Source organism: Burkholderia sp. WTPI3 (assembly GCF_021483755.1).
GTDB lineage: Bacteria > Pseudomonadota > Gammaproteobacteria > Burkholderiales > Burkholderiaceae > Burkholderia.
Genome location: NZ_JAGIXF010000017.1, coordinates 81541 through 94539, shown reverse-complemented (window position 1 = coordinate 94539; position 12999 = coordinate 81541). Strand labels below are relative to the sequence as shown.

Below are 12999 nucleotides of genomic sequence, written 5' to 3'. Positions count from 1 at the left end.
TGCGCGCACTTTTTTCCTGGACCGCGATGAAACGAACGACGCGATGGATCGGCCTCGTATGGCTGGCGCTGGTACTGAACGTACTGTCGCCCGTCGTCGGCTACGCGCGTCTCGCGTCGAGCGGTTCCGGCGAGCTCACGCTCGACCTGTGCAGTGCGACCGGCGCCCGCCAGGTCGTGCTGGCCCAGTCCGGCAGCGATCACGGCACGTCGCCGTTCGATCATGCCGGCGTGCCGCACTGCGTGTACTGCCCCGGCTTCGCGGCGAACGTCGCGCTCGGTACGAGCCTGCCCGCACTGCCGGGCTTCGTGCGCGCGTTCGCCTATCGGGCGGCCGCGCCGGCCGTCCCCGACTTCCCGCGCAAGGGCATCTGTCTCGCGCAGCCGCGCGGCCCGCCTGAAAACGTCCCGATCTGATTGATATCGTCCGCGCGCTCTAGTGGCGTGCGTGCGGCCCGCGGCCCGATCCGCGCGCCGCGCCGTCCGTGCGCGGGGCGTCGACTCGCGTCCGGCGTCGCCTGGTCACGTTTTCAGGGATTCATCCATGTCGTATACCTTCGCCGCGCGGCCGTCGCGCGGTCGGCTCGTATTTGCATGCGCGGCCGCTTTTGTCTGGCCGGCTGCACAAGCGGCCTCGATCGACGGCGCGTCGTCCGATCCGGCGCCGGGTGGCGCCGGCAAGCAGGCCCGCAGTGCCGACACCGTCGCCACGGCTGCACCCGCACCGACGGGAGACACGCTGACCGCGGTCAGCGTGACCGCCCAGCGGCAACCCGTCGATCCGAATACGCCGGCCGTCGTCGAGTCGATCACGCGCGAGCAGATCGACGCGCATACCAACGTCACCACTGAGGACGCGCTGAAGTACGTACCGAACCTGATGGTCCGCAAGCGCTACATCGGCGACCGCAACAGCGTGTTCGCTGGCCGCGACTTCAACGAATTGCAGAGCGCGCGCGGGCTCGTCTACGCCGATGGCCTGCTGCTGTCGAACCTGCTCGGCTCGAGCTACGCGTATCCGCCGCGCTGGTCGCTGATTTCCCCCGACGATATCGCGCGCGTCGACGTGCTTTACGGCCCCTTTTCCGCGCTGTATCCCGGCAACGCGATCGGCTCGACCGTGCTGCTGACGACGCGTCGCCCCGAAAAACTCGAGGCGTCGCTGTCGACGCAGTTCTTCACGCAGCGCTACCACGACGGCTACGGGGTCGCGGACAGCTTCGGCGGCAACCACCAGACTGCCCGGGTCGCGAACCGTATCGGCAAATTCTGGTTTTCGCTGTCGCTCGACAGGCTGGAGAACGACAGCCAGCCGATGCAGTATGCGAGCCCCAATTCCGCATACAACCCGAAGCTCGGCGCCGCGGTGCCCGTGACGGGCGCCGCGACCGACATCGGACCGAACGGCAAGCCGCGCACGATCGTCGGCGCGCAGACCATCGAGCGGACCGAGCAGCTCAACGAGACGGTCCGGATGGGCTATGCGTTCACCGATCACGTCGACGCGACGCTGACGCTCGGGCATTGGGAGAACCATTACCGGCAGCACGGTGAAACCTTCCTGCGCGATGCGGCCGGCAATCCCGTCTACGGCGGCAACGTGTCGATCGGCGGTCAGAACATGACCGTCGCGCCGAGCGCGTTCGCGCCGCAGCAAGGCGACCAGGAGAACTGGCTGTACGCGCTCGGTCTGAACGGCCGGCTCGACTCGGGGTGGCGGCTGTCGGGCATGGTGTCGGCATACGACGTGTCGCGCGACGTGCTGCGCGCGGCGTCGACCGTGCAGGGCGGCGCGGGTACGCTGTTCCAGGGCGACGGCACGGGCTGGCGCACGCTCGACCTGAAGGCCGAGGCGCCGGAAGTGAAGGGCCATACCTTCACGTTCGGCTATCACTACGACAACTATTTCCTGCGCAACGTCACGTACAACACGGCCGACTGGCTGGCCGGGCCGACCACGTCGGTCGCGAACGTGTATCAGGGCGACACGCGCACGCAGGCGCTGTTCGCGCAGGATGCGTGGCGATTCGCGCCCGGCTGGCTCGCGATGCTCGGCCTGCGCTACGAGCGCTGGGATGCATACGGCGGCGCGCTCGGCAACGCGGGCGGCACCCTCGGCTATGCGGATCGCGGCGCGAACGCGCTGTCGCCGAAGGTCGCGGTGCAATGGGATGCGACGGACGTGTGGCGTTTTCGGCTGTCGTTCGCGACCGGCACGCGCTTCCCGACGGTCGGGGAACTGTTCCAGGGCACGATCTCCAACAACGCGATCGTCAACAACAATCCGAACCTGCGGCCCGAGAAGGCGATCGACTGGGACTTCACGGCCGAGCGCGACGTGGGCGTGGGCGTCGTGCGCGCGAGCGTGTTCCAGAGCGATCTGCGCGACTCGATCTACAGCCAGACGACAGTGTCGGGCGCATCGAGCGTCACCAATATCTCGAACGTCGACCGGGTGCGCGCGCGCGGCGTCGAACTCGCCTTCAGCGGCCGGAACGTCGGGCTGCGCGGGCTCGATATCGACGCGAACGTATCGGCGACCAATGCGCAGATCCTTGCCGACGCCGCGAACCCGGCGTATGTCGGCTCGCGCTTTCCGCGCATCCCGCGCATGCGCGCGAACCTGCTCGCGTCGTACCGCTTCGACGAGCACTGGCTCGCGAGCGTCGGCGTCCGCTATTCGGGCCGCCAGTTCAACACCCTCGACAACAGCGACGTGAATCCGGACGTCTACGGCGGCACGAGCGTCTTCACGATCGTGGACCTGAAGGCGCGCTACCGGTTCGACCGCCACTGGACCGCGTCGGTCGGCATCGACAACCTGACGGACCGCCGCTACTACGTGTTCCACCCGTATCCGGGCCGCACTTTCTATGGAGAATTGAAATGGGCGCTGTGAAATCTTTCGCGGCGGGCTGGGCGCTGTGGTTCGCGGCGCTGTCGCCCGCCGGCGCGCACGATGCGCCGAAGACAGCCGATCCGCATGCCTTGCACATGAGCATGCAGGCAGCCCCGGCGCAACAGAAGCAGCCGCTCGCGACCGGTGCCGCGTTCGACGCGCGGCATCGGCTGTGGGTCGCATGGGTCGAAGGCGCGCACGTCGTCGTCGCGCATTCCGACGATGCGGGCCGGACGTTGTCCGCGCCGGTGATCGTCAACGCGATGCCGGAGCCGATCTATACGAGCGCGGAGAATCGGCCGAAGGTCGCAACGAGCCCGGATGGTCGCGCGGTATACATATCGTGGTCGATGCCGCTCGATGCGCCATACACCGGCATGGTGCGCTTCTCGCGTTCGCTCGACGGCGGCGCGACCTGGAGCGTGCCCGTCACCGTCCATCACGACCGGCAGGCGATCACGCACCGTTTCGACATGATGACGGTCGACCCGGCCGGCAACATCGCGATCGCGTGGATCGACAAGCGCGATCTCGTCGCGGCGAAGGCGGCGGGGCAGGCCTACGAAGGCGCGGCCGTGTATTACGCGGTGTCGCGCGACGGCGGTGCGTCGTTCGAGCCCGAGCGCAAGGTGACCGACCATACCTGCGAATGCTGCCGCATCGCGATGGCGATCGATCCGGCCGGACATATCGAAGCCGCGTGGCGCAACGTATTCCCGGGGCAGATTCGCGATCATGCGCTGGCGGTGTTGCCGGTGTCGGCATCGGCGCCCGTCGTGCCCGTCCGTGCGACGTTCTCGAACTGGCATGTCGAGGCGTGCCCCGAGCACGGGCCGGCACTCGCGATCACGCCGGACGGTACGCGCCATCTTGCGTGGTTCGGCGTCGTCGACGGTCGCGCCGACGTATTCTATTCGCGCATCGGCGCCGACGACCGGCCGCTCGGCACCCCGTGGACGTTCGGCGAGAATCCCGCGGTGCCGGCCGAGCAGGCGTCGCACGCGGCGCTCGTCGCGCACGGCGATGTCGTCTGGCTTGCGTGGAAGGCATTCGACGGCGAAACGATGCAGATCAAGCTGCGCCGCTCGGACGATCGCGGCGAGCACTGGTCGGCGCCGCGCGTGATCGCCGCGACGGCGGGTGCGAGCGACAATCCGCAACTGCTCGATGATGCCGGGCGCATCTACCTGTCGTGGCGTACCCGCAACGACGGCTATCGGCTGATTCCCGTGGAGGACGCGCAATGAAACGGCTGATTGCATTGCTCTGCGCGGTATTTGCCAGCGTGCCGGCATGGGCCGGCGAACTGCAGCCGCTGCATGCGGCCGACGTGGCGAAGCTTTATGCGAGCGCGCACGAACGGCCGCTCGCGGTCGAAATCTGGTCGCTCGATTGCGGTTACTGCCGCGAGAACGCCGTGCACCTCGTCGCATGGCAGCGCCGGCATCCGGACGTGCAACTCGCGATGGTGGCGATGGACGCGTACGACGACAACGGCGTCGCGATCGCGCAGGCGCTGGCACAAATGAACCTGCCGCCGCAGGTCGCGCAGTATGCGAATGCGGAACCGATGCCCGAGCGCTTGCGCGCGGCGCTCGATGCGGGATGGCGAGGGGAGATGCCGCGTACCGTGTGGATCGGACGCGATGACGCACGTGATGCGCGCAGCGGCTTGCTGACGACTGAAGTGCTCGACGGCTGGCTGCAGCGCGGCAAGCGCCGCTGAAACGGACCGCGGCGCGCGGGGGATGCCGTGCGCCGCGTCGATGCAGGAACGCGCCCGAAGGCGCGTGAGAAGATCGTCAGGCCGCTCGCCTGAATAGCCGGATCACGAACAGCAGGATCACGGCGCCGATGACCGCGACGATCACCGAGCCGATGAAGCCGCTGCCGATGCTGATGCCGAGCAGCCCGGCCAGCCAGCCGCCGATCACCGCGCCGACGATACCGACGATGATGTCGACGATCAGGCCGAACCCGCCGCCTTTGACGAGCACGCCAGCCAGCCAGCCGGCGATTGCGCCGATGATGAGCCACATAATCAAGCCATGAGTCATGGTGATCCTCTCCTTTGTTGAGTCGAAATGACCGGACGTCGGCTGTTTCGCCGCAAGCTACTCGAGGGCGGCATTGCGACTGCCGCGCCGCCCACGCAATGTAACGCGATAGACGGGTCGGAATCGTTAAGTAATGTTATGCACGCTTAACCGGTTTTTCCAGGGGATTCGTCTGCCTACGGTGCGGTACGTGCGCAGACGGTGCGCGGTGAAATGAATTTGTAATGAACGAGCGGCGGAAGCGGTGCGATTGCGCCGCGCGTCATCGTCCGGGCGTCGGCGCCGGTTCGCCGGCATCGGGCAGGCCGTCGCCGGCCTCGTCGATCAGTCGGGCGACGGTCGCGGCGTCGCCGATCGTTTCGATCGCGAGCAGTGCAAAGCGGGCAAGAAAGAGCGACGCGTCGGTTTCGCCGATGCGCGTCATCGCGCGGCACAGATCGGTATAGAGGGTATCGCGTTCCGTATCGGTCATCATGCGTTTTCCTGATGGTCGGGCGATGCGTGGGGGTGGAGCGCGCGTACGAGTGCATCGCTCAGGTCGTCGGCGCGTGCATCGTGCCAGCGGCCGAGTACGTGGCCGTCCGGCCGGACGAGATAGACGGTGCCCGCGCGTGCGCCGTACAGGTCGAACAGTCGGCCGTCGGCGTCGTAGCCGAGGCACGCGCGGTGTTGTGGTGCCGCGCGCCGCGCGAGCGTGACGAGCGCAAACGGTAGTCCGGCGTCCCGCAGGCGCCGTTCGAGGTCGACGAGAGATGTGCTGGGCGCGCCGTCGGACGTAAAGCAGAGCGCGGTGAAACGCGGACCGACGAGATCGGTCAGGTGGCCGGGGGTTACTTCGTCGTTTTGCGATGCCCGCAGCATCAGCGGGCATTCCGCGAGTGCCGTGCCCGGTGCCGGCCCGGCCGAAAACGCATCGCGCTCGCGCGCATTGAGCGGCGACGCGGCATACGCGATTGCCGACGTCTGGCGCGGATTGATCAGCGAACGCAACGCGGGATGCCGGACCGCGAGCGTCAGCACGGCCTTGCGCATCAGGTCGAACGCGAACGACGGCGGCGCCATGAACTCGGTGCTTTTCGTGCCGTAGCGCAGGTTCTCGTGCGTCGCGAACACGCGTTCGTCCGAATAGCTGTCGAGCAGCGCGTCCGACGCGAGGCCGCGGATCACGAAGGCCAGTTTCCACGCGACGTTGTCGGCGTCGTCGATGCCCGAATTCGCGCCGCGCACGCCGAAGATCGGCACCAGATGCGCGGCGTCGCCGCAGAACAGCACGCGATCGTGCCGGTAGCGCTCGAGCGTCAGTGCGTTCGCCTTGTAGATCGTGATCCAGATCGGCGACCAGTCGCCGCGCTCGCCCATCATATCGAGCAGGTTCTGCACGCGCGGGATCACGTTCTCGGGTTTCACCGCGGCTTCGGGATCCTCGTCGTCGCGTAACTGGTAGTCGATTCGCCATACGTTGTCGGGCTGCTTGTGGACGAGCACCGTCGAGCCGGGGTTCGACGCCGGGTCGAAGTACGCGAGCCGTTCGGTCGGCCGGTCGCTGTCGAGCGCGATGTCGACGATCACGTAGCGGCCTTCGTAGCTCGTGCCGCGAAACGACAGGCCAAGCGCATCGCGCATCGTGCTGCGTCCGCCGTCGCTCGCGACGATCCAGTCGGCGTCGAGCGCGTAGCTGCCGAGCGGCGTATCGACGTCCAGACGCACGCCGTCCGGATACTGCGTCACGCCCGCGACCTTCGTCTGCCAGCGGATCTCGATGAACTCGGGGTGGCGCAGCGCGGCATCGAGCAGGAACTGCTCGATGTGATATTGAGCGAGATTCACCATCGGCGGCAGCTTCTGGTTCTCGTCCTGCGGCATCGTGAAATGCAGCACTTCGTCGCGGCGGTAGAAGCTGCGCCCGCCGGTCCACGGCAGCCCGACGCGCAGGAAGTCGTCGAGCGCACCGAGCCGCTCGATGATCTCGAGGCTGCGTCGCGAAATGCAGATCGCGCGGCTGCCGTGGCAGACCGAATCGTCGGCTTCGAGCAGTACGCTGCGAATGCCGTGGTTCGCGAGGCCGAGCGCGACGGCGAGCCCGACCGGGCCGCCGCCGACGATCGCGACGCGGTGTCGTTGTGTATCGACGCCGTCGCTGCAGGCTGGCAGATGCGCAGGGTAGCGTTCGGCGACGAACGGGTATGGCTTGAATTCGGTGCCCATCGTTGGCTTCCGGGTTGCAGTGATATCGAACGCGCACGCAATCACGCGATGCGTGCGGCAGGTCGATGCAGTATGGAAGTCGCGCCCAGCTCGGCTGTCCCCATTCCGGGTACAGCGAACGGCAGTCGGCAGGCCGGGATTTACCCCGATACGGTCAGGACCGGCGGCCCGCGTTCAGGGTTGCAGGCACAGCGCAAACAACTGGCGCTGGCTCGAAATGCCGAGGCGCCGGTACGCTCGCTTCTGGTAGGTGACGACGCTCGATGCCTTCACGCCGATCGTCTCGCCGATCTCGTGCGCGGTCTGGCCTTCGAGTACGCCGCGCAGCACGTCGAGTTCGCGCTTGGACAGCGCCGGGCATGCGGCGCGCAATCGCGCGAGCATCAGTTGCGGGATGCCGATCTGCGCTGAACCGGCGAGCGTGTAGTGATGCTGGGCGGCCTGCGCGATCAGCGGCGCGAGCGTTTCGATGGCCGCGATCTCGCGCGGCTGGAATGCGCCGCTTCGATGCGCGCGATACAGGTTGATCGACAGCCAGGTGGAGTCGTTCGGCTGCATCAGCAGCGCGAGACGATCGGAGACGTCGGGGCCGCGATAGCAGGCCGCGCGATATGCGTCGTGGCCGATTTCGTCGCCGGCCTGCTGATGCAGCAGTACGTCGCGGCGATGCGTGCCGCGGTGTGCTGCCGATACGATCTTCTGATTGCCGTCGAGCGCGTAGAAATGTCGTGCATAGGTGTCGGCGACATCGCGCAGGTAGCGGCCGCCGCGATGATCGGCGACCGACATCGTGCGCGGCCGATTGCCGAACTCGTACGCGAAGATCGTGCACTGCGTGATGGACAGCGCATCGTCGAACAGCTTCAGAACTTCGCCGGCGAACGCATTCGGCTCGCTGCCGCCGATCGCGGCGACGAGACCGGTCGCGCGGGATACATCCAGTTGCCCGCTGAGGTTCGGTCGCTCGAGGCGCCAGATGCGCATGATGTACGGGAAGGGCGGGTGATCCGGCGATTGTAATCGGCGGTGCGCGGCGCGTGAGTCGGGAGATGCCCGCAAGCGGTGTCGGCGGGGAGAGGTCGGGCGCGTGATTTCGGGTGACGGAAATCGCAGCCGGAAACGTGATCGGAAAGAGAAAAGGCCTGACAAGCATCACTTGTCAGGCCTTTATATCTTGGTGCCGGAGATAGGAGTCGAACCTACGACCTTCGCATTACGAAGGCAATGGCCCGAAACGCGAGAGCCTTTACTGGCGGGTTTTACAGCCGGGAAAAACAAAAATGCGTTGGTCATTTGGGAAAAAACTGGGAAAATATATGCCACTGTCATGTTCCAGCGAAGGGGGTAGCGGTGGCGAAGCCGAAGACATACAAGTTCAAGAACGTGTACGACCGCGGGGCGTCGTTCCAGGTCAAACTCATGCACGACGGGCACAAGATCAACGAGTCGTTCCCGTACGTGGCGGACGACGTAGCGAGCAAAGACGAGGCGTTTTCCCGCGCCGTCGCGTTCGTGCAGAAGAGCAGCGCGAACCTGGTGGCCGGTCGGCCGGCCAGCCACGGCGAGGACTACAAGGGCACGCTGCGGCCGTACATGGAGCGGTACAAGAAGGAGGTCACGCCCACGAAGAAGGGCGAGACCGCCGAGGGCAACCGGATCGACCAGTTGCTCGACACGGTGGGCGGCGGCCTGGCGAACAGCGCCCGCTTGCTCGACATGCCGCTGAAAAACCTGAACCCGGACCATTTTGAGGCGTGGCGCAACGAAGCGCGCGCCACGCGCGGCTACGAAAACTCCACGCTCAACTCGTTCATGTCGATTTGGTCGGCGGTGTTGGACTGGGTTCACGACACGGACAAGAGCAAGCGATGGCTCGTGAACGGGGCGAAGGGCCACCGCCTGCCGGTGCGCGACGCCCGGGAACGTACCGCCGACGACGGCGACGTGGACTCGATCCTCGCGGTCGCCGGCTCCGCGCCGACCCGCTTGGGCGTGCGGCTGCTGATCGAAACCGGCGCCCGGCGCAGCGAAATCGCCGCGCTCGAATGGGACAACGTGGACCTCACGCTCGACCGCAAGCGCAAGCGGTGGCCCAACATCACGTTTCCCGACAGCAAGAACGGCACGAGCCGCACAATACCGTTGACCTTGGAGTCCATCGCGCTGCTGGAAGCCATCCCGATCGACGAGCGGTACGGGTTCGTGCTCAAAAGCCCGCTGAACACCCGCGCGAAGCCCCAGGCGATCCGGGCCGACGCCATCAGCAAAGCGTGGATACGTGGGCGCGATCGGGTCGAGAAAGACAACCCGGGCATTCAGGGCCTGCGGCTTCACGACCTGCGGCACACCGCGCTCACGCGCCTGGCCGAACAGGTGCAGGACACGATCCTGCTTTCGGCCATTTCCGGCCACAAAGACCCGAAGATGCTCAAACGCTACGTGAACCCGAAGCCGGCGGGCCTCGCGGCGATGTTCGGGTTCGACAAGCCGCCCGCGAAGAAGCGCGCGGCGCGCAAGACCGCCAAGGCGTAGGCCGGCCAGCCTGCAGGCGCCGCCCCGCTCACGCCCGATCGCCGGGCGTTGAGCCGGCCCGTTTCCTCGCGCCAAACAACCCGGAGCCTTCGGCTCGATCCCGCTCACGCGCCGTCACCGCGGGCGATGTTGATCGGCCGCAGAGGCCCGCCTGGTAAGGCTTTCCGGGCGCATCCAACACATCACAACACGTCACAACCGCTCCCTGTACGCCGCCCACCTGGCGCGGGTACATTCGCCTCACCGCAAATCCCGCGGTGATCACAGGAGCGTGCCATGCAAGACTTCAACAACAACACCCAGTCGATCAACGAAACCCTCGCCAGCCTCACCAGCGAGGAGCGATCCGCCGTCTTTACCACGCACAGCCGGTTGCTGAACGCCATCTTTGACCGTGAGATCGCCACCGTCAAAAGCCTCTTGCGCGCTTCTTCGCCGGTTCCGCTGGTTCACGTAGCCTTCAACTCCGGCCCGTACACCGGCCTTTCCGCCCTTCACATCGCTGCCCAACGCGGGCAAGCCCATCTTTGCCGTCTGCTGCTCGAAGCCGACGCACCCCTGAACGCCGTGACGTTCGATCGCGAGCAAGACGCAAAACTTACCCCGCTGGATTTCGCACGCGGCAACGAGCACCGCGAGGTGATCCGCCTGCTCGAACGCGAGTCGGACCGCCAAGGCATCGACGCCGAGTCGATGCAGGCCGCGGTCGAGCGTCGCCCGGACGGCACCGTGATCCTTGCCATCGTGAACCGCTACACCGGCGACGTACTCGATTACGGCCGTGCCCGCCTTGCCAGCGACCGGGCCATGAACGAGCCGGCCATCATGGGCCGCATCTACGACCTGATGTCGGACGATCGCAAGGTCAAGGTCGCGCCGGCCAGCACGGCCATGCACTGATACAAACGATTTGTATCAAACAAACCATCACCCATCACACCGATTAGGAGTACTACACATGAACGACACCACCAAAACCTACCCCGGCCAGCAAGAAGCCCTCGACATCATCGCCGTGTTGGACGATGACACGCGCCAGCGCCTGTACCACGCCGAGAAAGCGTACGACGAAGCTACGGACCAATGGCTGCAGGACTGGGCCACCGATTACGCGGACGCTCGCTTTGACATCGAGGACGAGGGAGAAGAATGGGACGAAGCCCACGATGAGGGCATGGACCTCGCGCAAGAGTCGGACGAATGGCTGCCGGCTTGCGACCGCTTGATGGACGAGGTCGCCGAGGCTTTCGGTGTGAGCACGGACCTTCTGCGCCATGCCGCGGTGCTCATGGACAACTACCGGGGCTGGTCGCTCGTCGAGCAACGCCGCATCGAACTCGGCCTCGTCGATGAAACCGACCAGGCCGTCGAAAGGCTCGCCACGTACCCGCTCCACTGGCTCACCGAAGCGCTGGACGCGGCCCGGGCGCTCGCCGGCCTCGACGACCAGCAGCGGGCCGAGAAGACGGCGAGCGCGAAGTTTCGCGTCAACCTCAACGCCAAGGACATCGACACCGCGCGCCTCGTGCTCGCAGCCGGTCGCGAGGGCGAAGCGATCGAGCGGCAACGGGCGTTCGCGGCCAAGAGGGCGGCCAACAGCCTCGACGTGCTGGCCGCCCTCGACACGGGCACGCTGGACCGGACGATCGAAGCGGAGCAAGCGTGGTGCGACGCAAAGGAGCCGGAGGTCGCCGAGGCTCACGGTGTGACCATGGCCCTGATGCTGCACGTCCGCATCATCGTGGCGTGGACCGGACAAGCCGGGCTCGACGCGGTGCGCGAGCGCAACGCCAAACGTTCCGCCGCCCTGAACTGATCCACCTCTACCCACAGGAGAAAACGCATGTCCTACTTCCACATCAACCCGTATTACCTCCGCGACCCGGACGAGCAGGCCGCATTGGACCGCGCGCTCACCGTCCTCGCGGGCCTGCCGCTCGGCTACCTCGACACGCTGATCGAAGCCCACGACACGTACGCCGCGACGATGGACCAGTGGTGCGACGACTGGCGCGACGAGAACGCCGACCGGCTCGACGCGTTCGACACGCCGGAGCCCGAGGACCAGCCGGAGTACGACGTGGCGTGCGAAGCCGAGCGGCGCAACGTCGCCGACGAGTTCCACGTCACGGTCGAGCAGTTGAAGCACGCCGACATGTTCGCCAGTTGGGGCGACGACGGATGGGCAGAACTGCGCGAGCGAAACGAGATGTTTTGGTCGATCGTCGAAGCGGCCGGTATGGCGATCGACTGAACCACGTTCCCCATCGCCATCACAACCCGGAGATTGAGCATGACCACCAACGAGTACAACGAAGACCTGCAAACGGCCGTCCGTCGCGGCGACCTCGAACTGCTGCACACCGCGCTGCGCCACGGGGCCGACCCGTTGTGCGACGGGACGAGCACGTGGTCGCTCCCGCACCTCGCGATCCACACGTGCTTCCCGGAGGCCGTCGAGGCGCTGATCGAGGCCGGCTACCCCGTCAACGCCGAGGACGACGAGTCGAGGCGCACGCTGCTGCACAGCGCTGCGATGTTCGGCAACGCGGCGCTGGTTTGCACGCTGATCAAGCACGGCGCGCTGATCGACAAGCCCGACGCCGGGGGCGACACGCCGTTGCACTGCGCGGCGTGGAAGAACAACGCGGACGCCGTGCGTGCGCTCTGCGAAGCCGGGGCCAACCTCAACGCGCGCACGGATTGCAACGAGACGCCGCTGCACACCGCGGCACGTCGCTTGGCCCCGAAGGCGGTCAAGGCCCTGATCGAAGCCGGTGCGGACGTGACCGCCGACGGCGGAACGCCGTTGTTCCTCGCTGTCACCGACGACAACGACACGCGGTGGGAGCGCGATTACCGCGACCACGGCGGAATGCGCGCCGACGTGCAGATTTTGCGGTCGTTGCTCGACGCTGGGGCCGAGCCGACCCAAGCGGCACTGGCCGAAGCGGTCTCCAGCAACCACACGCTCGCCATGCGCGCGCTCGTGCGCGCCGGGGCCGATCCGACGACGGTGGAGCCGGGCCGCCACGCCGACGCGAACAAAGCGCTCGAGGAACTGGTCGCCAAGCATGTCAAGCAGCAAGCCCGTGCGCTGCACGACGCGTTGAACGATGGCGCGGCGCCCGTCGCGATGCGTTCGCGTTCGCGGTTCTGAACCTTGACGCACCAGCAGCAGACGCACCAGCAACACCGCGCTACGGCGCATTCTCCGCGACCCGCCGGGAGGCAAGCCCGGCATGGCCCGAGTTGGTCGGGGCACTTCCTTAACCGCAGCAAACGCAGTCCAACCAACCGGAGAAGC

13 protein-coding genes are annotated in these 12999 nt (G+C 66.6%); 9 read left to right on the top strand and 4 right to left on the bottom strand.

Translation table 11 applies throughout. The annotated features are described in order from the left end of the window. Positions 1 to 26 precede the first annotated feature (26 nt). The 4 genes from J7024_RS12000 to J7024_RS11985 all read left to right on the top strand — a co-directional run bounded on the left by J7024_RS12000 (position 27) and on the right by J7024_RS11985 (position 4624). Entirely contained in the window at positions 27 to 416 is a 390-nt protein-coding gene (locus tag J7024_RS12000; RefSeq protein ID WP_124827963.1) for a DUF2946 domain-containing protein, read from the top strand. A gap of 127 nt (positions 417 to 543) precedes the next feature. Beyond that, on the top strand, positions 544 to 2898 hold the full coding sequence (locus tag J7024_RS11995) for a TonB-dependent receptor (RefSeq protein WP_124827962.1): 2355 nt from the start codon (positions 544 to 546) through the stop codon (positions 2896 to 2898). Next, on the top strand, positions 2886 to 4145 hold the full coding sequence (locus J7024_RS11990; RefSeq protein ID WP_124827961.1) for a sialidase family protein: 1260 nt from the start codon (positions 2886 to 2888) through the stop codon (positions 4143 to 4145). The genes J7024_RS11995 and J7024_RS11990 overlap by 13 nt, the downstream gene beginning before the upstream one ends. After that, positions 4142 to 4624 (top strand): TlpA family protein disulfide reductase, encoded by a 483-nt coding sequence (locus J7024_RS11985; protein ID WP_124827960.1) that lies wholly within the window; start codon positions 4142 to 4144, stop codon positions 4622 to 4624. The genes J7024_RS11990 and J7024_RS11985 overlap by 4 nt, the downstream gene beginning before the upstream one ends. A 76-nt stretch (positions 4625 to 4700) precedes the next feature. Here J7024_RS11985 and J7024_RS11980 read toward each other — a convergent pair whose 3' ends face one another. The 4 genes from J7024_RS11980 to J7024_RS11965 all read right to left on the bottom strand — a co-directional run bounded on the left by J7024_RS11980 (position 4701) and on the right by J7024_RS11965 (position 8144). Further along, positions 4701 to 4955, bottom strand: a complete 255-nt coding sequence (locus J7024_RS11980; RefSeq protein ID WP_069256054.1) for a GlsB/YeaQ/YmgE family stress response membrane protein — start codon at positions 4953 to 4955, stop codon at positions 4701 to 4703. Positions 4956 to 5217: 262 nt separating this feature from the next. Continuing rightward, positions 5218 to 5430: a hypothetical protein gene (locus tag J7024_RS11975; RefSeq protein ID WP_124827959.1), complete on the bottom strand. Its 213-nt coding sequence runs from the start codon at positions 5428 to 5430 to the stop codon at positions 5218 to 5220. Further along, positions 5427 to 7160: an FAD-dependent oxidoreductase gene (locus tag J7024_RS11970; RefSeq protein ID WP_175751474.1), complete on the bottom strand. Its 1734-nt coding sequence runs from the start codon at positions 7158 to 7160 to the stop codon at positions 5427 to 5429. Before J7024_RS11970 ends, J7024_RS11975 begins: the two co-directional genes overlap by 4 nt. 174 nt (positions 7161 to 7334) lie before the next feature. Next, positions 7335 to 8144 (bottom strand): helix-turn-helix transcriptional regulator, encoded by an 810-nt coding sequence (locus tag J7024_RS11965; RefSeq protein ID WP_124827957.1) that lies wholly within the window; start codon positions 8142 to 8144, stop codon positions 7335 to 7337. A 366-nt stretch (positions 8145 to 8510) separates the two neighbouring features. Here J7024_RS11965 and J7024_RS37315 point away from each other — a divergent pair, with 366 nt between their 5' ends. The 5 genes from J7024_RS37315 (at position 8511) to J7024_RS11940 (ending at position 12852) form a co-directional block, all read left to right on the top strand. After that, positions 8511 to 9692, top strand: coding sequence for a site-specific integrase (locus J7024_RS37315; protein ID WP_234745092.1), 1182 nt, complete (start codon positions 8511 to 8513; stop codon positions 9690 to 9692). Positions 9693 to 9968: 276 nt separating this feature from the next. Next, positions 9969 to 10592, top strand: a complete 624-nt coding sequence (locus J7024_RS11955; protein ID WP_234745091.1) for an ankyrin repeat domain-containing protein — start codon at positions 9969 to 9971, stop codon at positions 10590 to 10592. Positions 10593 to 10650: 58 nt separating this feature from the next. Next, on the top strand, positions 10651 to 11508 hold the full coding sequence (locus tag J7024_RS11950; RefSeq protein WP_234745090.1) for a hypothetical protein: 858 nt from the start codon (positions 10651 to 10653) through the stop codon (positions 11506 to 11508). A gap of 27 nt (positions 11509 to 11535) precedes the next feature. After that, positions 11536 to 11946 carry a hypothetical protein gene (locus tag J7024_RS11945; protein ID WP_234745089.1) on the top strand — a complete coding sequence of 137 codons (411 nt, stop codon included), beginning with the start codon at positions 11536 to 11538 and terminating at the stop codon, positions 11944 to 11946. A gap of 39 nt (positions 11947 to 11985) precedes the next feature. Then, a complete protein-coding gene (locus J7024_RS11940) occupies positions 11986 to 12852 on the top strand; it encodes an ankyrin repeat domain-containing protein (protein ID WP_234745088.1) in 867 nt (288 codons plus the stop codon). Positions 12853 to 12999: the final 147 nt, after the last annotated feature.